Here is a 21896-nt window from a genome sequence, read left to right as displayed (position 1 = left end):
GTTCTATATTCTGCGTAGGCTTGTGCCGGTTTGGTCGCGGGTAGACCCGGCCTCACAGTCACCCATTGCCTGCGGCCTCTGTGTGAGCGGGTTTACCCGCGAAGAGGCCGGCACAGTTCCATTCCAACCCAGAACCCAAGCGCCTATGCCGAATATTTTCCTGGTCGAAGACGACAGTGCCCTGTCCGAGCTGATCGCCAGCTACCTGCAACGCAATGAATTCCAGGTACAGGTGATTGCCCGCGGCGACCATGTGCTCGACGAGTACCGTCGGCACAAACCTGACTTGGTCATCCTCGACCTGATGCTGCCGGGTATCGACGGGCTGCAGGTGTGCCGCCTGTTGCGTCAGCAGTCCCGTAACCTGCCGATTCTGATGCTCACCGCCCGTGACGACAGCCATGACCAGGTGCTGGGGTTGGAGATGGGCGCCGACGACTATGTGAACAAGCCGTGCGAGCCACGTGTGCTGCTGGCGCGCGTGCGCACCCTGCTGCGCCGCAGCAGCATCAACGAACCCCGTCTGGACCAGGACCTGATCGTTGTCGGCGGCCTGTGCATCGACCTGGCCGAGCGTACGGTGACGTGGCGCGGTGAGGCGGTGGAGCTGTCCAGCGGGGAATACAACCTGCTGGTGGTACTGGCGCGCAACGCCGGTGTTGTGCTGAACCGCGACCGCATTCTGCAGCAGTTGCGTGGCATCGAGTTCAACGGCACCGACCGCTCGGTCGACGTGGCCATCTCCAAGTTGCGGCGCAAGTTCGATGACAATGCCGGGGAAGCCCGCAAGATCAAGACCGTGTGGGGCAAAGGCTACCTGTTCAGCCGTGTCGAGTGGGAGTGCTGAGCGCCCATGCTGAAAATTCTGGTGCGCCTGTACCTGGTCATCATCGTGGCGTACGCCGGCGCCTTGCTGTTCATACCCGACACCATCGTCGGGCTGTTCCAGGATCGCTTCATGGCCTACAACCTGGGGCAGACCAAAGGCGTGCAGTCGCTGATCGTGCGCCAGTTCCACCAGGTGCCCAAGGCGCAGTGGCCGGCGGTGGAGCAGGCTCTGGCCGAGGATTTTGCGCCGTTGCAGGTGCAACTGCTGCGCATGAGCGATGCCGGGTTGCGGCCGGCAGAGCGTTCGCGCCTGGAGGAGGGCCTGTACGCCGTGCGGTTGGCAGACTGGGGTTATTACCAAACGGTACTGGCGCCCCTGGACAAGGACTGGCTGGTGCGTTTGCATTCGCCGCCAGACCCTCTGGACATCAACGTGCTGTCCTGGGGTGTCACGGTACTGATCGGCGCTGCCATGCTGGGTTGCCTGCTGCTGTGGGTGTGGCCGCACTGGCGCGACCTTGAACGCCTCAAGGAAACCGCCCGGCGCCTGGGGCAGGGCAAGATGTCGGAGCGCACGCATATTTCTGCACATTCCAACATCGGTGAGTTGGCCGGGGTGTTCGACACCATGGCCGGCGACCTGGAACGCCACGTGAATCAGCAACGGGAACTGCTCAACGCCGTTTCACACGAACTGCGCACGCCCTTGACGCGCCTGGATTTCGGCCTGGTGTTGCTGTTCGATGAGGTGCCGGCGGCCAGCCGCAAGCGCCTGCTCGAACTGGTGGGCCATGTGCGGGAGCTGGACGAACTGGTACTGGAGCTGCTGTCCTACAGCCGTTTGTACAATACCGACCAGGCGCGCGAACGGGTGGAACTATCGCTGCTGGAACTGGTGGACAGCGTGCTTGGCAGTTTTGCCGAAGAGCTCGATGGCCGGGGCATCCAGTGGGAAGTGCTCGCCGGCAATGACATGCCGCGTTTTGTGCTCGACCCACGGCTTACTGCGCGTGCGGTGCAAAACCTGGTGCGCAATGCCATGCGCTACTGCGACAAGCGCCTGCTGCTGCGCTTGAGCCTGGAAGAGGGGGCGTGCCTGTTAACCGTGGAGGACGACGGCATCGGTATTCCGGTGGAGGAGCGCGAGCGGATCTTCCAGCCGTTCTACCGCCTGGACCGCAGCCGTGACCGCAGCACTGGCGGGTTTGGCCTTGGGTTGGCGATCAGCCGCCGGGCCATCGAGGGACAGGGGGGAACGCTGACGGTCGCGCAATCTGCCCTGGGTGGGGCCCGGTTTACCATACGGCTGCCCGCCAGTTGAAAAACCCTGCTGCAGCGCTTCTTATCACCGTGCACTTCTTGTAGCGTTACAGGCTGTCCATCCGGGAGCTGAACATGCAAGGCAAGGCACGCAAGATCGTCCAGGTCGTGCTCTACGAGGCCATCGCCGTGGTGTGTGTAGCGCCCGCGCTGGAACTGGCGTTCGGTGCAGGCATGGCACAATCGGCCGTGCTGTCGGTGTTGATGTCTGGCATCGCCATGAGCTGGAACATGGCCTACAACTGGGCATTCGAACATTGGGAGGCCCGTCAGCCAGCGCGCGAGCGCACCTTGCTGCGTCGGCTGTTGCATGCGTTAGGCTTCGAAGGCGGGCTGGTCGTCCTTCTGCTGCCGGTGGTGGCTTACTGGCTGCAGGTGAGCCTCTGGGCAGCGCTGCTGACCAACCTGGCGTTGTTCGTGTTCTTCTTCGTATACGCGTTCGTCTTCCAGTGGGGGTTCGACAAGGTATTCGACGTGCCGCTGTCGGCCCAGCAGGCCAAGTGTTGACGTGCGACCGTGGCGCAGGATAACGTCCTGCCCATGCACACCCTCCCGCACGCCTTCGCCAGCATTATTACCGCCATTATCAGCTTGGCGGGCTAGCGCGAACGTGCACGAAACCCGCCCTGGAGGCGGGTTCTTTCCATCTGACTCCTGGGCACCCTGAACAACCGCCAAGGAGTTACCGATGACCAGCCTCTGCGTCAGCCCTCGTCTCACCCCCACACCCCAGCAATTGCTGTCGGAGCAGGTCAGGCGCATTCTCGCCGCGCCGGTGTATGACCTGGCCATCGAGACACCGTTGCAGACTGCGCCGGCCTTGTCTGCCAGGCTTGGTAACCGGGTGCTGCTCAAGCGCGAGGACCTGCAACCGACCTTCTCATTCAAGATCCGCGGCGCCTACACGCGCCTGGCGCGGCTAAGTGCAGCCCAGCGAGCGCGCGGTGTGATCACGGCCTCGGCCGGCAACCACGCCCAAGGTGTGGCACTGGCTGCCTCACACCTTGGCATGACGGCGACCATCGTCATGCCGACCACCACGCCGTCGCTCAAGGTGGAGGGGGTACGCTCACGCGGTGGGCACGTGGTGTTGCACGGTGAGAGTTTCCCCCACGCATTGGCCCATGCATTGATCCTGGCGGACCGCGGCGGCGCCACCTTCGTGCCGCCGTTCGACGACCCCGATGTGATCGCAGGGCAGGGCACCGTGGGCATGGAGATACTGCGCCAGTGCCAAGGCCCGTTGCACGCCATCTTCGTGCCGGTGGGCGGCGGTGGCCTCATCGCTGGCATCGCAGCCTATGTGAAATACCTGCGGCCGGATGTGAAGGTGATTGGTGTAGAACCGCAGGACTCGAACTGCCTGCAGGCGGCGCTGCAGGCCGGGGAGCGGGTGGTGCTGCCACAGGTGGGGGCGTTTGCCGATGGCGTGGCCGTTGCCCAGGTGGGCGCCCACTGCTTCGAGCTGTGCCGGCATTTTGTCGATGAAGTACTGACGGTCGGCAACGATGCGCTGTGTGCTGCCATCAAGGATATCTACGACGATACCCGCTCCATCACAGAACCCTCCGGCGCACTGGCCGTGGCAGGTATCAAGCAGTATGTGGCCCGTGAAGGTACCCAGGGCCAGACGTTGGTGGCCATTGACTCCGGGGCCAACGTCAATTTCGACCGCTTGCGCCACGTGGCCGAGCGTGCCGAGCTGGGTGAGCAGCGTGAAGCGATCATCGCCGTCACCATACCGGAGCAACCTGGCAGTTTCCGTAGCTTCTGCCAGGCCCTGGGCAAGCGCCAGATCACCGAATTCAACTACCGCTGCAACCCGGGCAAGCCGGCGCGGTTGTTCGTGGGGGTGCAGACCCACCCGCAGCACGACCCCCGGCAGCACCTGCTGGACAGCCTGCGCGGGCAGGGTTATGACGTGCTGGACCTGACCGACAACGAACTGGCCAAGCTGCATGTTCGCCACACCGTGGGCGGCCATGCCGCGCCAGGCGCCCAAGAGCGTGTGCTGCGCTTCGAGTTCCCGGAGCGCCCCGGGGCACTGCTGGCGTTTCTGGAACGATTGGGCAAGCGTTGGAACATCAGCCTGTTCCATTACCGTAACCACGGTGCCGCCCACGCCCGCGTATTTGCGGCACTTGAAATCCCGGAAGAGGAGCGCGGTGACTGGCGTTCGGCGCTGGCGGAAATGGGCTACCAGTACTGGGACGAAACCGACAACCCGGCCTACAGGCTGTTTCTAGGCTGATGTAAGGGCGAAGCCAGCGCCGGGGTGGCGGGCTCAGCGCTCGCGCATGAAAAAACCGGCGACAAACTTGCGGAAGGTTTCGGGGCTCTTGAAGTCGGCATAGCGCTTGAAGTTGTCGGCGTCCGGCTCGGGGCCCATGGGCTTTTCCAGCAATGAAACCGAGAGCACACGGTCCTGGTCCGAGGTCATCACCAGTTCATCCATGACCTGGCCGCCGATAACCGGCCGGCGCATCTGCACCTTCACGCCCTTGCCGGCCATCCAGTCCACCAATGCCACCAGGGCCTTGAGCGGTTCACGCTCCTCGTCGCGGTATACGGGGAACAGATGCCTGCGCGACAGCACAGGCACGCTTGCCACGTGGATCAGCTCGTAGAACTGGCTGCCGGGGGTGGCTGGCGAATACAGCACCAGGGCCAACAGTGGGCCACTGGTGCGTTGCCCGCCCCAGTACAGGTGGTGACCTTGGAAATCGACGCCTTCTACGCTGCCGTTGCTGAACAGCTTGCGGCCCTTGATCTGATCGATGCAGTCGAGCAGCAGGCCGTGCCGCCGGTGGTTGCCGAACACCGTGGCCTCTCGCAGCCGCGCCTTGAGCATCATCATGTGCTTCATGTCCAGGCGGGTTTCCAGGTAGTTGCTGGCCGGTACCCGCTCAAGCAACGGATAGCGGCTTGCCACGTTGCGCAACTGGGCGAATTGCCCTGTGAGGTCCTGCTTGAGGTGGGTGGCATACAGGTTCAGGCCGCTGGTTTCGATCCAGGTCAGCAGCAGGGACAGCAGCCGCTGTTGCTCACGGCGGTCCGCGCTCTCGCTGCCGCTGCCTGCAGACGCTGGGCGAAAGTCGCCGATCAGGCGCAGTGGGGTATCCGGTGCCAGCCAGGCTGCCGGCTGCACAGGGGCGCTGTCGCGCTCGGCCGCCTCTTGTTCGTCCTTGGTGAACGGGCACCCCGGGGCGTGCTCGGCAGTGCCGGGGTTGTTCTTGAGAAACAGCGTGCCGGTGTGGCCATTGAGTGTGACGTTGAGCACCGGCAGCGCATCGCTGCGGCAGTCGCAGGCCAGCCAGTGGTTGGCGTTACGCACATGCATCAACAACTGGTTGGCTTGCAGCAGCCGAGGCCCGGTAAGGCTACCGTTGGCAAACCCCTCCAGCAGCGCTTCTTCAGCAGGCGTCAGGCTACGCACCTGGGTGGCGGTTTTGTCAATGATGCGCATGCAGCAGCTCCTTGCTCAGAACCTCAAGCTTCAAGCAAAGCGCTGCTGCTTTCAACCGTCAGAAGATGTAATCGGTGGTCAGGAAGCTGGACTGCCGGTTGCGGATGATTTCGCTGATCAGCGCCTTGTTGGCGTCCTGGAAACGGGTGGCCACCAGGGTTCGAATCGAGAACACACGCAGTGCGTCGTGTACCGAAAGCGTACCTTCGGCGCTGTTCTTGCGTCCGTTGAACGGGTAGGTATCCGGGCCGCGCTGGCACTGTGCGTTGATATTGATGCGGCCCACCTGGTTGGCGAAGGTATCGACCAGGCTGCCGATGGTGGCCGGGTCATTGCCAAACAGGCTCAATTGCTGGCCGTAGTCGGAGTCCAGTACATAGTCGATGACGGTTTGCAGGTCTCGGTAGGGCACCACCGGCACCACAGGGCCGAACTGCTCCTCGTGATACACCCGCATGCCCGCGCTTACCGGGTACAGCAGGGCCGGGTAGAAGAATGACCCACGGCTGCGCCCGCCGTGCTCGTTCAGCACCTGGGCGCCGTGCGCAGTGGCATCGGCTACCAGTTCGTTGAGATACGCCACCTTGCCCGGCTCAGGCAACGGCGTCAGCGCCACGCCTGGTTCCCACGGCATGCCGGCCTTGAGGTTGGCCAGCTTGCGCTTGAATTTATCCAGAAACGCGTCGGCCACGTCCTCATGCACGAACAGGATTTTCAGCGCGGTGCAGCGCTGGCCGTTGAATGACAGGGCACCGGTAACGGCTTCTTCCACCGCATTGTCGAGGTCGACCTGAGGCAGCACGATGCCGGGGTTCTTGGCGTCCAGCCCCAATGCCGCGCGCAGGCGATGGGGCCGTGGGTGCAGCTTCTTCAGGTCGCTGGCCGCCTTGTGGGTGCCGATGAACGCGAACACGTCGATCTTGCCGCTGGCCATCAGTGCACTCACCGTTTCCCGGCCACGGCCATAGATCACGTTGATCACCCCTGGCGGGAAGCTGTCGCGGAACGCCTCCAGCAGTGGGCGGATCAGCAGCACGCCAAACTTGGCTGGCTTGAACACTACTGTGTTGCCCATGATCAGCGCCGGGATGAGCGTGGTGAAGGTTTCGTTCAAGGGGTAGTTGTAAGGCCCCATGCACAACGCAACGCCCAGCGGTGCCCGGCGAATCTGGCCCAGCGTGCCCTGTTCCAGTTCGAAGCGGCTGGAGCGGCGGTCGAGGTCCTTGAGGGCATTGATGGTGTCGACGATGTAGTCGCAGGTGCGGTCGAACTCCTTCTCGGAGTCCTTGAGGTTCTTGCCGATTTCCCACATCAGCAACTTGACCACGGCCTGGCGCTGTTCGCGCATGCGCGCAAGGAACGCTTCGACATGCTGGATACGCTCGGCCACGCGCATGTTCGGCCATTTGCCGCGACCCTTGTCGTAGGCGTCAACGGCGGCGTCCAGGGCGGTAAGCGCGGTATCGGCATCCAGCAGCGGGGCGCTGCCCAGCACCACCTGGCGCTCTTGGCTGCCTTCCTTGAGCCACACCGGGCTGTAGACGGTGTTCAAGGGCCCGTCCCAGCGCCTCAGCTCACCGCCGACCAGGTAGTCCCGTTGTTCCAGTGGGGCATCCAGCCGCCAAGCGTCTGGTATGGCCTCCAGGCGGGGGAAGAGTGAATCGAGCAGACGTTCCATGGTTGCTGCACCTCATGTTCGTGACGGCGTTGCATACGCCAGGTGAAACGATTCAGTTCGAGCATGCGCTGGCTGGCGAAAAAAAACCAGTGTGGCCCAACTTCGAGCATTGTGCCTGCGGGGCGAGCGCCCCGCAGTGCCGGCGTGTTACAGCGGCAGGTTGAACAGATCGATTGCGGGGCGGCCCAGCCACTGCTCGCGCAGCGCAGGGTGGGTGTCGATCAGGGTAAGTCTGCGCCAGAATTCGGCGTGCGATTGCTGCGGGTGTGAAAGAAACGGCTCGGTGTCGAGCAATGCCCGCAGGTCGCGGCGGTATTGCAGCGGCAGACGTTGCCACACCGCCGACTCGGCGGGGCCGGTGCCGTCGAAGAAGTCCAGATAATCGCTTTCGCAGACCATCAGGTCGACATGGTGAGACGCATTGTAAGCCTCGATCTGCGCCACCACGGGGGCGCTCAACCACTCGCTCTCCAGGCGCAGGGTATCGGCAATATGAGTCGGCAGTTCGAAACCTTCAGGTAAGTGCGCCAACTGGTTGTCCGACAGGTCCAGCACGAAGGGTTCGATCATCTGTTCTAGGCCGCGAGGCAGGTCAGTCAGCGCACACCCTGAAAGGAACAGTGTCTTGAGCTCCGGGTGCAGGCGCAGATCGGGTGCGCGCAGCAGTGGGTTGTCGGTGAGGTCGAGCACGGTCAAGCCGGTGTAGCGCTGGAAGGTCTGCTGGCATAAGTCGTCCCAGGTTACCCGATTGCTGTCCAGGTCCAGCCAGCGCAACGCTTCGGGGTGCGTTACCAGGGGGAGATGGTCGAACCGGCAGTCTGTGAGCAGCAGCCGCGTGAGGTTGGGGAAGTGCTGGCAGAACACAGTGGGCAGGTGCTTGAGGGAGCGGTTGCCGCTTAACGACAGGTGCTCGATATGCGCGAAGCCTTCGCCCAGCGGCATGCTTGCCAGGTCATCGTGCTGGAGGTCCAGCTTTGATAGGTCGAGGCTCAATAGCCGGCCCCCGCCCTCGAGCGGCAGGCGTGTCATGCGTCGCCAGGCGTTGATGAGCGGCTGGATCGCCAGGTGCCGTTGATGGGGGCGAAGGGGGTTGGGGCGTGCCCATTCGGCCAGCTCGGTACGCAGGGCCACCAGCTGCTCCTGCAGCGCACGCAAGCGCTCGCTGGTAGAGCGTATATCGTCGAGGTCGTCTTCTTCCTGGTCTTCGCTCAACCAATCGGCGATCTCGGCATCGGTGGCCTCGGGGTAGATTCGCCGGAAGGCCGCCGCCAGTGAGTGGGTTTGTCGGGGGGCCGGCGGCAGCGGGTCGAGGGGGCGCCCACCGCGCAACCACCCCTGAGGCACGGCGGGTTGCCGGGGCACCCCGCCCAGCCGTCGCAGCAGGTCTGCGCGGTGCTCGCGGGCCCAGGCCAGTACCGTCTGGCGCAATGCATGGGGGTTGCCTTGCTTGATGCCCAAGCGGGTGTGCAGCGAGCGCGGCAGGGCCTGTTCGATCGCTCGGCAGAGGTCAAGGCCCTGCGGCATGGGGGCCGGGCGCTCGCCCAGGTAGGCCTCATAGCCTTCGGTGGATTTGATTACCCGAGCCAGGGTGGTGGCGTGGCCGCTGCCGACGGCGTCCAGCACAGGGCCCTGCGGCCCCCCGGCGCGCAGCTCCAGGCGCAGGTCAGCCGGCCACGCGGGCAGGGCATCCAGTGCGCTGAACAACAGCCGTTCGCTGTCCGCGCTGGCCCGCGCGGGCAACAGCACGCCCTCCAGGCCCCGCACCAGCGGTAGCTCACTGTGCACGTCTGCAACCTGCTGCCGAATCGCCGCCGGGAGCGTCTGGTCCTGCTCCCAGGCCGCCCGCTCAGCCGGCTCCAAGGGTTTCAGCAGGCGCCTGGCCAAGGCCGGAGAAAGCCTGGGGTAAGCTGCCAGCAACGGTTCGCAGGCTACGTCATTTGCCGGCAAGCCGTTGTAGCGTTGGTCAAACAGCCCAGGTGGGGCATCGGCGCCCAAGGCCTGTACTTCGCCTTCGATCTGCATGCGCTGCAGCACATCCAGCAGCAGCGCGGGCGCCGGCTGGCCCAGAAGGTGTACCCGGCGCAGGTGCTCGGCATCGACACCGCACAGGTTGCAGGCTTGCTCAACCTGTTCGGCAGTCAACCCTGTGAGCGGCTCGCCGAGCCTGTGCACCAGCGTGGTCAAGGACCAGTCGCCGGGTTGTTCGTGCTGACCCCGCCAGGCGCCTTGACGATTGTGTTCAAGCGGGGGCTGCCAGGCCTCAGGCGTTTCGGGGTGGATGATGCGCCATTGCTGGGTCTGCGGATCCAGCTGCTGTTCGTAGAGGTGCCCGTCCATACGGAAGAAGTAGCGCCCCTCATGCAGGTACTGGCCCTGAGGGTTGGCCTGCAAGCCAGTGGGCAGCTCGACGGGGCTGCGATAGGGTGCCAGATCCTGGTTCCACAGTTTGTAAGTGCCGTCGGCAGTGCGTATTTCCTGGAGGTTGGCCATCAGTGGCCCGTTGAACAGCTTTGGCAAGGCGTGACCTGCCGCCCCCAACCCACCCAGCAATGCCAGGTTCACGCCGAGGTTCTCCAGGTGCTGGAGTGCCTGGTGACGGTCGCCAGCTGCCCAGGCTTCATACCCCTCGAACGCCTCGCCCAGCAGTTGGCAAGCCGTTACGGCCATCATGGCGGTGCCCACCACCGGTATGAAAAAGCCAGCAACGTTGAGCAGGTCCAGGCCAATGGCTTCCCACTCCTGCAAGCGCCGCGCCCGAGCGCTGGCATCGGCATCTGCAGTGGGCACGGCCAGCAGCCTGGCTTCATGCTTTATACGCGCCAGCTGTTGGTCATAGCCGAAGCCGAATGGCTCGGTTTGGATGCGCTGGCGAGTCGGCCGCAGGTCGGCATCGGCAGCACGCTGCCACGTCGCGTTCTGGGTGCTTACGCCAGTGGCGTCGAGGTTCTGTTGTAGCACGTCAAGAAAACGCCCGCGGGCATCGCGCACCACATAGGCGGTGAAAGCGCTGCGCGCATCAGGCTCCAGCAGCAGCGTTGCCAGTGCTTCGTGCACGGCCTGCAGGTCATTGCACTGGCGTAGGGCAGGGGTGTGGTTGGGCAGGAACAGGCCCAACCCGTCGCGCCCCAAGTCGATCAACATCACCTCGTGCAGCGTGACCCCGAACAGCGCCAGCTGCCAGCATTGTACCGGCCCACCCGCCAGCAGCCGGTTCACGGTATCGACACTATCGCCGGTCAGCAGATGTCGCATATGGGCCAGGCCGGCCGCCAGGCGCAGGCGTGCTCTGAACATCTCGGTCATTAATGCCCTGACCTGGGGCTGGCCGAAGGAGTGCTGCAGGTGTGCCTGATAGGCACCCCCCAGGTCCTGTTCACGGCAATGGGCGGCGAAGGTTTCCGGGGCAAGGGGCAGGGGCTGTACCTGGTAGCGCTCGGAGTCCAGCATGAAGTGGGCGGCAGGCGTCTGCATGCCGATGATCGCCGAGCCTCGCACGCGAATGGGGGTGACCTGGATGTCGGCGCTCAGGGCCAGGGCGCTTGGCGGTGTGAAGGTTTCGTCATCGGCAAAGTTCTGCAGTGCTGCCTGCAGCAGGCCGTCGCGCCGGTGGCTGAACAGGTAACGCAGGCCCACCCAGTGCCAGCGGCGTTCCACCCGTAGCAGCTCACAGTGCTCGAGCGGTGCTTGCAGCCCTTGGCGGGCAAGGTAGGTCTGCAGGGCAGGCTGTGCGAATTCCACCACCTGCTTGACGCCCCGAAGTGACCGGGCCAATGCTGCCTGGGCCATCAGCAACCGCCGATGGCTGGCGTTCACCACCTCACGCAGGTCCGGGCTGGCATTGTTGAACCAGTCGCTGTGTTGCCAGGGGGCCAGTTGGCTTTTGTGCAAGGCAGCCCACTGGTCGGGGGTAGTGTGCTGGGTCCAGGCCGGTAACTGCCGTTCGCCTTGGATGTGAGATAAAGACATGGGTTAGCTCCTTCATGAGAAGGAGGCATCAAACGGTATTTATTGGCCACCAAGTGGTAATCGGGTATTGCCGGGCCTATAGCCAATAGCCGATATAACGCGGTCGTTGGGCAGGAAATTTGGCGCCATTAAACTTCTTGGGCTGCGGCAGCAACTTTGCTTGCCAAAGTGTTTATCCGCATCTTAAATTGTTTCTACAGGTGATGATAAATAGCCATTACCGCTTTATTCATCAATGGTTTAGATGTTTAAAGCGGATTGTTCTCTTTTTCCGATAGGCCGCAGGGCACCCCACAGGACCTCGAAGAAGAAATGAAAAAGACGTTGACGGCTGTAGCGCGTCGCCATTTATCACCCTCCCTGCGCTACGACTTGCGGCTGTGGGCCAGTAAAGCTGGCGAGGTAGTGGCACGCGCCTGTTTCTGGCGCTGGGAGATGAGCCGGTTCCGCCTGCAGCCTGCCAGCCCCTACGAAATTCTCTACATTGGGCGCAAGCAGCAACGTGAGATGGCCAAGCTGTTGATAGGCGGCAAAGGCCACGTGGCGCAAGCCGTGGATGGCAACTCCCAGCGCGATGCCGGGCAGGTGGTGGTGGTCAGCGAAATGCCGACAGCGGGTGCCCTGTCAGTGCCGCATTACCTCAGCGCAGTGGTGCCACTCGGGCGGGCGCTGGAAGATATTACCGCGCGCTACGACAGCGAACTGCGGCGCAGCATTCGCAAACATCGCCCGCTGTATGCAATGCGCCAGGCTACAACGGATGAGGAAATCGCCATGGCGGACCGCGAGCTGTTGCGGCCGTACGCTACGGCGCGGCAGGGCATTCATGCGGCGCAGTTTCCCACCGAAGAGGTGTTCCGGATCGCCAAGACGGTCGGCAGGCTCGACCTGATCACCTTGGGTGACGAGGTCATTGGCTGCCACCTGGGGTGCGAAGTGGTGCGCGACGGCAAACGGTATTGGAGTACGCTGCGGTTCGGCTATTGCGAAGCGGTTTTCTCCGACGCCAAGCGGTTGCGCGAAGTGAACTCGATCACCACCTTCATGGCCCTTGAATGGGCGTTGGCCCAGGGCTTCGATTATTACGACATCGGCCTGTGCCTCGCGCGACCAGACGACGGGTTGTTGAAGTGGAAGCGCCGTCGTGGCGGTGATATCGATTCGTTGGGCAACCATGCCTACCTGTTTGTACGTCTGCCCAAAAAGGGTACCGCAGACTTCCTGTGGGAAACGCCCCTGTTCGCGGTGGAGGGGAACAAGTTGACCCTGCACCTGGGCCTGCCCACGGGCGCCAGCGCCGAGCAGGTTGCCAGCCGCTACCACGAGATGGTGTTCGGCGGCCTGCACAAGATTTACCTGTATGGCCGCGAAGAAGCGGTACAGGGCCTGGAGCAGGCCCTGCAGAACCGTTATGCCAATCTGCAAAGCAGCCCTGAGATGCAAAGGGTGCTGTGTAATTGAACTCACGCCACTAGGCAGCACAATGAATCTGGGTGCTGCGGCGGTTCCTGAACTGTTCCGCTTCGGAGATGCTTCATGGCAAGCGACCTCTCGCAGCACGATGCAGTGCCGGTAACCCGGCATGCTGGTTGGACTCTGGCTGCCTACCGGTACATGGCGCGCAAACGGTTGAGCCAAGCGCAGCCCCTGGATATCAAGGCGGTTGCCGCGAAACGCTGGGACATCGCACCGGCTGAAACAACCGTGTCGCCACCGGCGCTGTTTTTGCCCGGCCAGCTTGAACGGGTGACCGGCTGGGAAGGCAAGCGTTTCTACCCCTATGTGCACCCGGCCAAGACCATGCAGGGCGGCATTGAAACAGAGCAGGGGCCGACCCGTGGCTATTTGTTGAAAGATGTCTGGCTGGTGGACGGGGCGTTGTACAAAGGCCGGGCCAGCCACTGGCTGTCACTCAAGCCCTCGACGTTTCCCACTATCAGGGTAGAGCATGAACTGGACCGGGCAGCCATCTACTGCACGCAAAATGGCAACACCTGGTTCGGCACCTGGTTGATGGAGGATTGCCCCACCTATGCCCTGGCCTGCGATGAAGGCGTACCGGTGACCACCGCGCCGTCCACCCGCTACCCCCTGTTCACCCAGACGTTGGCGTACGAACACTGGCTGGGCATGCAGCCTGCCCGCTTGCGCAGCGCGTTTTTCCGCGAACTGGTGCTGTTCGACGACCAGAGCAACAACCACAACCGCCACGCCCGTTACCGCGCCATGGGCGACAAACTGCTCGCCCACGTGCCGCACACGCCACACCCTGGGGTTTTTCTGCTCAGGGGGGGTGATGGCGAACGGCGGATGTTGCGCAACGAACTGGAAATCGCCGAGCACCTGCGCGCCACTCGCGGTTTCCGTATCGTCAACCCGCTGCAATGCGACGTGCCGGGTATCGTCGCCGCGTGCGCAGGTGCGCAAGTGGTCATCGGCGTGGAAGGCAGCCAGTTGGTTCACGGCGTGAATGTATTGCAGGCCGGCGGTTGCGTGCTGGCCTTGCAGCCGCCGAACCGTTTTGTCAGCTACTACAAGTACCTGACCGACCGTGATCATCAGTATTTTAGTTTTGTAGTGGGTACACCTGATGGAGACGGGTTCACCATCGACATCGATGAAGTCGAGCGCACGCTCGACCTGTATCAGGCGCGCAGGGTGTAGTATCGCGGCAGCGTTTGGCACTGGTCGGGGCAGAGATGATTGAGGTATCGAGGTTCTGGCGAGATTCACGATTGCCGTTCGTGGAAGCTCGTGTGGTAGGTGACGGGCGCCAGATCTGCCATGCAGCCCATTCCCACGAGAGTTTTTCGCTCGGCGTGATCACTGGAGGTCGCAGTACTTATGTGAGCGGTGATGATCGTTGGGATGTTCAGGCGGGCACTACCGTCTTGATAAACCCCGGCGTGGTGCATACCTGCAACCCTGTCGCCGGGCAGGGTTGGTCCTATCTGATGATGTACCTCGACATGTCCTGGCTTGAGCGCTGCGGGTTCCATTTGCCGGCCCAGGCTTTGAGCTATTCGCCTGCTCTGTACCAAAGGTTGATGGAAGTATTTGCAGAACTGTTCGACCCAATGATCACTGACCGTGAGCGTCGCCTCGCTACGTTCTTTGCAGCATTACCCGGCTTTCTCGGCGCAGCCGCTCCCCAAGCCAGCAAGGCGCACCCCCGTTTGGAACTGGCAGCGGCATTCATCCGGGCGCACCGTGGAGATCTTCTAAGCCTTGCCGACATTGGCGCAGCTTGCGGCTTGTCGCGGGCGCACCTGATCCGCGCGTTCCGCCAGCGCTTTGGTCTGACGCCGCATGGCTACCTGCTGGACCAGCGCGTGCAACTGGCGCGGTCGTACCTGCGCGAGGGTTGGGCAATCGCCGAGGCGGCCCACGCGGCTGGCTTTGCCGACCAGGCGCACCTGCAGCGTGCCTTCAAACAGCACTTGGCTGCCACACCGGGGCATTATCAAAAGGGCGCTGTAGCTACCTGAGCAGGTAGAGCGCACTGACCACCAGCAATGCCGCCAAGGTGCGGTTGAGCACGCGCAGATGGCCTGGCGTTTCAAGCCGCTGGCGAATAAGGCTGCCAGCCCAGGCCCACGCGGCCACTGAAACGAAACAGATAGGCCCGTAAATCCAGGTGAAGAGCCACAGCAATTGTTGTTCGCCGCCAGTGTAGGCGCCTACGCCAGCGACCGCCGCCAGCCAGGCCTTGGGGTTGAGCCACTGCATCGCTGCCCCGTGCCAGGCCGAAGGTGGCCGCCCGATGTGGTCATCCCCCAGTTTTCCATCGTCCATGGCCAGTTTCCACGCCAGGTACAGCAGAAACACCACACCGCCTGCATGGAGCAACCCGGCTGCAGCCGGCAAACGGGTCAGTAGCTGGTGGACCCCGCAGCCTACCAATACCAGCAATAGGCAAAACCCAAGGGTGGCGCCGGTGACATGCCCGAGGCTGGCTCGGAGCCCATGGCGGGCGCCGCTGCCCAGGGCCACGAGATTGACGGGGCCCGGTGAAATAGAAGCGGCCAGCGCAAAGGCGGCCATCGAAACTGCAACGCTCATGAATGCTATCCCTGTGGTTGAATGCTGGGTGAATGTTCAGGGATAGGACGTTGCCAGTATTGAATGGAAGTGCTCTTCGCTCGTAGAGCGGGATGGAGCCTACCTTGGCCTCATTTGCTAAAGGTTTGTAATAGTTTTGCGCTAACTGAAAAACCTGCTGTGCTTGTAGGATTATTTTCCCTAATTGTTATCCAGGTCATCAATGAGCACCTTCGTGGCGCCCCACCGTCTCCGGCCTTCCTGGCCCTGCTTTACCTCTCCTGTTGCCCTTTCCCACGTGAGTATCCGCTAATGGAATGGCTTGCCGATCCCACGGCCTGGCTAGGCCTGCTGACGCTTATCGTGCTTGAACTGGTACTGGGTATCGATAACCTGGTGTTCATTGCCATCCTGGCAGACAAGCTGCCCCCTCACCAGCGCGACCGCGCGCGGGTCATTGGCCTGAGCCTGGCCCTGATCATGCGCCTGGGCCTGCTGGCCAGTATTTCCTGGATGGTCACCCTGACAGCGCCGTTGTTCGAGGTGTTCGACAAGAGCTTCTCGGGCCGTGACCTGATCATGCTGTTCGGTGGTGTGTTCCTGTTGTTCAAGGCCACCATGGAACTGCACGAGCGGCTGGAGGGCCATGTGACCCAGGCCAGCGGCGCAGCCCGGCATGCGGCTTTCTGGCCGATCGTCGCGCAGATCGTGGTGCTCGATGCGGTGTTCTCGCTCGATGCTGTGATCACGGCGGTGGGTATGGTGGAACACCTGTCGGTGATGATGATCGCGGTGATCTTCTCGATCGGCATCATGATCGTCGCCAGCAAGCCGCTGACACGCTTCGTCAACGCGCACCCCACGGTGATCATGCTGTGCCTGGGCTTCCTGATGATGATCGGTTTCAGCCTGACCGCCGAGGGCCTGGGGTTCCACATTCCCAAAGGCTACCTGTACGCGGCCATTGGCTTCTCGATCCTGATCGAACTGTTCAACCAGTTGGCCCGGGCCCGCCGCAAACGCAGCCTGCAACAGCACCGGCCGCTGCGTGAGCGTACCGCGCACGCTGTGCTGCGCCTGTTGGGCGGGCGCCGCGTGGAAGCGGACGAAGTGGGTGAGGAAATCGCCGACCTGGTCGAGGGCGGCGAGGAGCAGGTGCTGTTCGACCGCCGCGAGCGGGTGATGATCAGCGGGGTACTGAACCTGGCCGAACGCCCTATTCGCACGGTGATGACGGCACGTGCCGAAGTCGACCTGCTCGACCTTGCCCAGCCGGCTGACGCCATTACCCGCGCGTTGGTCCATTCGCCTTACTCGCGCCTGCCGTTGATCCGCGATGGCCGGGTGGACGAACCGCTGGGCTTTGTGCACAAGAAGGAGCTCCTCAAAGAGTTGCTGTCTGGTAGCCAGCCGGATCTGGAAGGGCTGGTGCGGGCACCGTTGAACCTGCTGGAGAGCTTCAGCATCCTCAACGCGCTGGAGCAGATGCGTGGTAAGTCCACTCACATCGCGTTCGTGGTCAACGAGTTCGGTGACTTCACCGGCCTGCTGACCATGACCGATATCCTCGAATCCATCGCCGGCGAGTTGCCGGATGCCAGCGAGGTCGAAGGCCCGGGCTTTGTCCAGGACGGGCAGGGGTTTGTGATCAGCGGGGCAATGAACCTCAGCCAGGTCCACGCCCGCACCGGCTTCAGCGCCCGGGCCACCGAGGACTACCAGACCTTGGCGGGGCTGGTCATGAGCTTGCTGGACCGCCTGCCCATGGTCGGCGACCGCCTGGCATGGAACGGCTGGACGCTGGTGGTCGAAGCCGTGGAAGAACGGCGGGTACGTCAGGTACGGCTCATACCGAGCGACGACGCTGACGCATCAGGTGCTTGAAGCCTTCAAGCACCAGCACCAGCACCGCCGCCCAGATGGGCAGGTAGGTGAGCCACTGGTCCGGGCCGATGGTTTCACCCAGCAGCAAGGCTACGCCCACCAGCAACACGGGCTCGACGTAGCTGAGCAGGCCGAACAGACTGAACGGCAGTAGCCGGCTGGCCAGTACGTAGGCGATCAGGGCCGAGGCGCTGATCGCCCCAAGTACCGGAATGAGCAGGTACAGGCCGGGGTGAGCCTGCATGTCGGCACTGGACAGCGGCCCCTGGGCAACGAAGTACAGCGCCCAGGGCAGCAGCAGGCACATGTCGCACCACAGCCCACCCAGGTGGTCGGTGCGGCAGCGGCGGCGCAGCACGAAGTAGATGGGGTAGCCGATGACTACAACCAGGGTTTCCCAGGCAAAACTGCCGTGCTGGTAGAACTCGTGTACCACGCCGAGCGCGGCGCAGCCCACCGCTATTTTTTGCAGCCGCGACAGTTGTTCGCCGTACACCATGCGCCCCGTCAGCACCATGGCCAGCGGCAGCATGAAGTAACCCATCGACACCTCTAGGCTGCGCCCGTGCAGCGGCGCCCAGAGAAACAACCATAGCTGCACGCCCATCAGCCAGGACGTGCCCAACATGCCCAGCAACAACACAGGTGTGCGCCGCACGCGGCCGAGCAACTCGCCCACCCTGGCCCAGTCGCGGGAAATCAGCATGAACAGGGTAAGGCATGGCAGCGTCAACAGGGTGCGCCAGCCGAAGATCTCTTCGCCATCCAACGGCTTGAGCAGGGACGTATAGAAGTACATCACGGCAAACAAGCAGGATGCCATGACCGATGAAACAATTCCTTTTGACACGAGTGCCTCGAATACAGGATAGGAGCGGTGGAATCAGCCGCGCATGATCTCAGGGGCCGCGCCTTGCGGCAACCGGGAGGGGCCAGGTTGTGCGGCCAGGGCTTCCAGAAACTGGTCGGCGGGCATGGGCCTGGCGAACAGGTAGCCTTGCTGAAAGTGCGCGCCATGGCGCGCCAGATAGTCCCGCTGCGCGGGGGTTTCCACGCCTTCGGCCACGATACCTAGCCCCAGCTTGGCCGAGAGCTCGATGATGCTGTCAAGAATGTGAACCGACAGTGCGTCAGCGCCGATCAACGCCACGAAGCTGCGGTCGATCTTCAGGTAGTCGACCTTGAATTGGCGCAGGTAGTTGAGGCTGGACTGGCCGGTGCCGAAGTCATCCAGGGCAATCATCACGCCCATGTCGTGCAGCTTCTCGAACAGTTCCAGAGTGGCGGGGGTAGGCTCGATCAGCTTGCGCTCGGTCAGCTCCAGCGTCAGGGTCACTCGACCAGGCGGAAAATGTTGCAGGAATGTGCGGCAGTCCTCCACCAAGCCAAGGTCGCGGCAGTGATCGGCGGTGATGTTCACGCCGATATGGAAGCCGTCTTCCATGAGCCCGGCATAAGGGGCCAGGCCTTGCGCCGCGTGCATCATCAGCGCCCGGGTCATGGCCACGATCTGGCCAGTGTGTTCGGCATAGGGAATGAACAGGTCAGGGCTTACCAGCCCCTCCTGCGGGTGGTTCCAGCGCATGAGCACTTCAACACCGGCCCATCGGTAGTCCCCTTGGCGTACCACTGGCTGGAAGTAGGGCACGAACTCATCGGCCTGCAGCGCCCTGCGCAGTTCGGCCCGTGGTGAGTTGGCCCTGCGGATCTGCCAGTGGCAGGCAAGGCCGGCACCTAGGCCAAACACCAACAGCAGCCCGAGCAAGGCCAGGTAGTGGCTGCGCAACAGCCGGCCCTGTTGATCGGCGGGGTAACCCCCTGCCACGCTGAACGGGTAGCGAGCCGAGCCCTGCACCACGTAGGCCTTGGCCGCAGGTGCAGGGGCGCCCCGGTGGACTGCGCCGTCCTGGCCCATCCACGCATCGCCCACGCGCAGGATCAGTCCCTGGTCCGGGCCAATCAGGCGCAACACCGTCAGCAGGTGCTCACCATCGACGGTGCTGATGACGCCTCGGTCACCCTCGCTTGCGCGGTATAGCAGCAATGGATGGTCGGGCGTTACCGAATTGCCGGTCATCAGCCACAATTGGCCGTCGGCGTAATCGTCAGGGTTGACGCGTTCGTCGTAGTCCCCGAGCAATGACGTGCAATACAGCCGGTTGTAGTGGAACAGGTTGGTGGAGCGCACGTAAGCGTTGCGGGTCACTTCGGCGCGCAAGCGCAACTGCGCTTGGGAACACGGGGTGCTGGCCAGGGGGAGAAGGGTATGGGCAGCGCTCGACAGGCTGTCGAGGATACGCTCGATGTGCACCATGGCCTCGCGAGTGGTGACTTGGCTGCTGGCCTGCATCTCGCGCTCGACCTGCCAGCTCATCACCGCGAACCCGCACAAGGCCGGCAACGCACCTACGAACCAAGGTAACAATAAACGCCAGCCGAAGCCTGGCCGGGTTTTTCGGGTGAGGGGCATGCTCTGGCCTATCCGCGCGGCAGTCTCAGGAGCATAGCCTTGGTCTGCCAGGCTGAGGAACCAGATGGCGACAAAAGATTTTACGCTGTGTAGAATTGATTTACGAAAAGAACAATAAGTCCTTCCATTCGGGAAGGATCAAGCCCCCCGGAATGCGTCGCTATGTCAGACCATGGGTTCAGATTGATCATCGGTGATTTCCTCGCCCGCAGCGTACGGGGCATCCCGTGCTCGCCGCCGTTTTCCCTCCAAATCACTGGAAATTCATAATTTTCGCTGCAGATGAGGACACGAACATGGCTGATATCTTCGAAAACCCGATGGGCCTGATGGGCTTTGAGTTCATCGAACTGGCATCCCCGACCCCCGGCCTGCTGGAGCCGGTTTTCCAGATGCTGGGCTTTACCAAGGTCGCGACCCACCGCTCCAAGGATGTGCACCTGTACCGCCAGGGCGACATCAATCTCATTTTGAATAATGAGCCCAAGAGTGTTGCATCGTATTTTGCCGCTGAGCATGGCCCTTCGGTGTGTGGCATGGCGTTTCGAGTTCGCAATGCCCACCAGGCCTATGCCCGCGCGCTGGAACTGGGTGCGCAACCGGTCGAAATCGAAACCGGCCCCATGGAGCTGCGCCTGCCTGCCATCAAAGGCATTGGCGGGGCGCCGTTGTACCTGATCGATCGTTTCGAAGAAGGCAGCTCGATCTATGACATCGATTTCAACTTCATCGAAGGGGTAGACCGCCACCCTGCGGGAGCGGGCCTGAAGATCATCGACCACCTGACCCACAACGTTTACCGCGGTCGCATGGCCTATTGGGCAGGCTTCTACGAGAAGCTGTTCAACTTCCGCGAAATTCGCTACTTCGACATCAAGGGCGAATACACCGGCCTGACATCCCGCGCGATGACAGCGCCGGATGGCATGATCCGCATTCCGCTCAACGAGGAATCATCCAAGGGCGCCGGGCAGATTGAAGAGTTCCTGATGCAATTCAACGGTGAAGGTATCCAGCATGTCGCGTTCCTCACCGATGACCTGCTCAAGACATGGGATGCCTTGAAAGGCTTCGGCATGCGCTTCATGACAGCCCCTCCGCAGACTTACTACGAAATGCTGCAAGAGCGCCTGCCGGGGCATGGTGAACCGGTGGATCAGTTGCAGGCGCGCGGTATTCTGCTCGATGGGGCCGCACAGTCCGGCGACAAGCGCCTGCTGCTGCAGATTTTCTCCGAAACGCTGCTGGGCCCGGTGTTTTTCGAGTTTATCCAGCGCAAGGGTGACGACGGCTTCGGTGAGGGCAATTTCAAGGCACTGTTCGAGTCCATCGAGCGTGATCAAGTGCGCCGGGGTGTATTGAGCACTGATTGACCAAGGCCGGGGCTGGGCGCTTAGTGTTGGCCCTCCGGGGCTTCCAGCGTTCTGCTCCGAACCCGGCCAAGCGCGAAGTAAACCACGGCGCCGGTCATGAGCCCAACCAGCATCAGGGAGGGCAGAATGTTGAGCATCGATTCGCGGATCTCGCGCGCGGTGTAGCCCGCCGCGTAGCCCCCGACAACCCGATACTCGTACTGGGCCGAATCAGCCTGACGGTTGAACTCGCTCAGCGATGGGCGCATGCCGCTCAGGCTGTCGCCATTGCTCCACAGGTAATGCTCATTGAAATCCAGCATCAGCGTCAGGCCGTCCTGAAACGCGCTCAATTCAGTTCGCAGTTGTGTGGTATAGACAGTGGCGACCACGCCATGGCGACCCTGCGGCAGGTACAGGTTCACCAAAAGGTGATCGTTGCGATCCTGCAACGTGCTGGAAAGCGTCACCAGCCGCCCAGGTGAGGCGAGGGTAGACAGCACACTGAGTGGGTCGGACGTGGTACTGCAGTAGGCCTGGCCATCACTGACCAGTGTCAGTGACCTCAGCATGGACCGGCTAGCGACTTGGTCCAGCAACGCCTCTTTGACCTGTTCGCAGGTTTGCCCAGCCAGTGGCAGGGCCCTTGCCGCCACCTCATGCACGCGGTCCAGTGCCTGGTCAACGCTGAAAACCGCCTCTTGCACGGAGATGGCGGCATTCTCCGCAAGTTTTACCTCTACTTGGTAGATCATTACCAACAGGCCCGAAAAGACAGGCACCAGGCCTACGGCCATCAACAGCACGAGTTCCAGCATGCTGCGCCCGGCGTTCATGATTCTGTGCATGGTGAGGTGGGCCCCTGGCTTGTTGCTGATCGACATGAGCAGC

16 protein-coding genes are annotated in these 21896 nt (G+C 62.6%); 9 read left to right on the top strand and 7 right to left on the bottom strand.

Annotated features, from left to right (window positions below):
* Nucleotides 1–145: 145 nt before the first annotated feature.
* The 4 genes from APH25_RS03290 (at nucleotide 146) to ilvA (ending at nucleotide 4399) form a co-directional block, all read left to right on the top strand.
* Entirely contained in the window at nucleotides 146–847 is a 702-nt protein-coding gene (locus APH25_RS03290) for a response regulator transcription factor (RefSeq protein WP_060481062.1), read from the top strand.
* Nucleotides 848–853: 6 nt separating this feature from the next.
* The gene (locus tag APH25_RS03285; RefSeq protein ID WP_060481061.1) at nucleotides 854–2149 is read left to right on the top strand and encodes an ATP-binding protein; all 1296 of its coding nucleotides are present in this window, start codon (nucleotides 854–856) and stop codon (nucleotides 2147–2149) included.
* 74 nt (nucleotides 2150–2223) lie between these two features.
* The gene (locus APH25_RS03280) at nucleotides 2224–2655 is read left to right on the top strand and encodes a PACE efflux transporter (protein ID WP_060481060.1); all 432 of its coding nucleotides are present in this window, start codon (nucleotides 2224–2226) and stop codon (nucleotides 2653–2655) included.
* 181 nt (nucleotides 2656–2836) lie between these two features.
* Entirely contained in the window at nucleotides 2837–4399 is a 1563-nt protein-coding gene (gene ilvA / locus APH25_RS03275; RefSeq protein WP_060481059.1) for a threonine ammonia-lyase, biosynthetic, read from the top strand.
* 33 nt (nucleotides 4400–4432) lie between these two features.
* Here ilvA and APH25_RS03270 read toward each other — a convergent pair whose 3' ends face one another.
* From APH25_RS03270 to APH25_RS03260, 3 genes are all read right to left on the bottom strand, one after another.
* Complete coding sequence (locus APH25_RS03270) at nucleotides 4433–5614, bottom strand: hypothetical protein (protein WP_060481058.1); 1182 nt, start codon at nucleotides 5612–5614, stop codon at nucleotides 4433–4435.
* A gap of 58 nt (nucleotides 5615–5672) precedes the next feature.
* The gene (locus tag APH25_RS03265) at nucleotides 5673–7292 is read right to left on the bottom strand and encodes an NADP-dependent glyceraldehyde-3-phosphate dehydrogenase (RefSeq protein WP_060481057.1); all 1620 of its coding nucleotides are present in this window, start codon (nucleotides 7290–7292) and stop codon (nucleotides 5673–5675) included.
* 147 nt (nucleotides 7293–7439) lie between these two features.
* Nucleotides 7440–11258 (bottom strand): dermonecrotic toxin domain-containing protein, encoded by a 3819-nt coding sequence (locus tag APH25_RS03260; protein ID WP_060481056.1) that lies wholly within the window; start codon nucleotides 11256–11258, stop codon nucleotides 7440–7442.
* A 312-nt stretch (nucleotides 11259–11570) separates the two neighbouring features.
* Here APH25_RS03260 and APH25_RS03255 point away from each other — a divergent pair, with 312 nt between their 5' ends.
* From APH25_RS03255 to APH25_RS03245, 3 genes are all read left to right on the top strand, one after another.
* The gene (locus APH25_RS03255; RefSeq protein ID WP_060481055.1) at nucleotides 11571–12719 is read left to right on the top strand and encodes a hypothetical protein; all 1149 of its coding nucleotides are present in this window, start codon (nucleotides 11571–11573) and stop codon (nucleotides 12717–12719) included.
* Between the two features lie 75 nt (nucleotides 12720–12794).
* On the top strand, nucleotides 12795–13922 hold the full coding sequence (locus APH25_RS03250; RefSeq protein ID WP_060481054.1) for a glycosyltransferase family 61 protein: 1128 nt from the start codon (nucleotides 12795–12797) through the stop codon (nucleotides 13920–13922).
* A gap of 35 nt (nucleotides 13923–13957) precedes the next feature.
* Complete coding sequence (locus APH25_RS03245) at nucleotides 13958–14746, top strand: AraC family transcriptional regulator (RefSeq protein WP_060481148.1); 789 nt, start codon at nucleotides 13958–13960, stop codon at nucleotides 14744–14746.
* Here the strand turns inward: APH25_RS03245 and APH25_RS03240 are convergent.
* Nucleotides 14739–15320, bottom strand: coding sequence for a LysE family translocator (locus APH25_RS03240; RefSeq protein WP_060481053.1), 582 nt, complete (start codon nucleotides 15318–15320; stop codon nucleotides 14739–14741). The two genes, APH25_RS03245 and APH25_RS03240, sit on opposite strands and share 8 nt — an antisense overlap.
* Before the next feature lie 291 nt (nucleotides 15321–15611).
* Here APH25_RS03240 and APH25_RS03235 point away from each other — a divergent pair, with 291 nt between their 5' ends.
* Nucleotides 15612–17183, top strand: coding sequence for a TerC family protein (locus APH25_RS03235; protein ID WP_060481052.1), 1572 nt, complete (start codon nucleotides 15612–15614; stop codon nucleotides 17181–17183).
* Here the strand turns inward: APH25_RS03235 and rarD are convergent.
* Both rarD and APH25_RS03225 read right to left on the bottom strand, forming a co-directional pair.
* Complete coding sequence (gene rarD / locus APH25_RS03230; protein WP_028633909.1) at nucleotides 17146–18033, bottom strand: EamA family transporter RarD; 888 nt, start codon at nucleotides 18031–18033, stop codon at nucleotides 17146–17148. The genes APH25_RS03235 and rarD overlap by 38 nt on opposite strands.
* Nucleotides 18034–18066: 33 nt before the next feature.
* The gene (locus tag APH25_RS03225) at nucleotides 18067–19653 is read right to left on the bottom strand and encodes a cyclic diguanylate phosphodiesterase (protein ID WP_060481051.1); all 1587 of its coding nucleotides are present in this window, start codon (nucleotides 19651–19653) and stop codon (nucleotides 18067–18069) included.
* A gap of 296 nt (nucleotides 19654–19949) precedes the next feature.
* Between APH25_RS03225 and hppD the strand changes: the two genes are divergently transcribed.
* Nucleotides 19950–21026: a 4-hydroxyphenylpyruvate dioxygenase gene (hppD, locus tag APH25_RS03220; RefSeq protein ID WP_060481050.1), complete on the top strand. Its 1077-nt coding sequence runs from the start codon at nucleotides 19950–19952 to the stop codon at nucleotides 21024–21026.
* Nucleotides 21027–21046: 20 nt separating this feature from the next.
* Here hppD and APH25_RS03215 read toward each other — a convergent pair whose 3' ends face one another.
* Nucleotides 21047–21853, bottom strand: a complete 807-nt coding sequence (locus APH25_RS03215) for a CSS-motif domain-containing protein (protein ID WP_060481147.1) — start codon at nucleotides 21851–21853, stop codon at nucleotides 21047–21049.
* Between the last annotated feature and the right edge of the window lie 43 nt (nucleotides 21854–21896).

The sequence above is a fragment of the Pseudomonas sp. NBRC 111119 genome (assembly GCF_001320125.1).
GTDB classification, from domain to species: Bacteria; Pseudomonadota; Gammaproteobacteria; order Pseudomonadales; family Pseudomonadaceae; genus Aquipseudomonas; species Aquipseudomonas parafulva.
The sequence above is the reverse complement of the archived record's forward strand: the minus strand, read 5'-3'. Positions and strand labels throughout refer to the sequence as shown.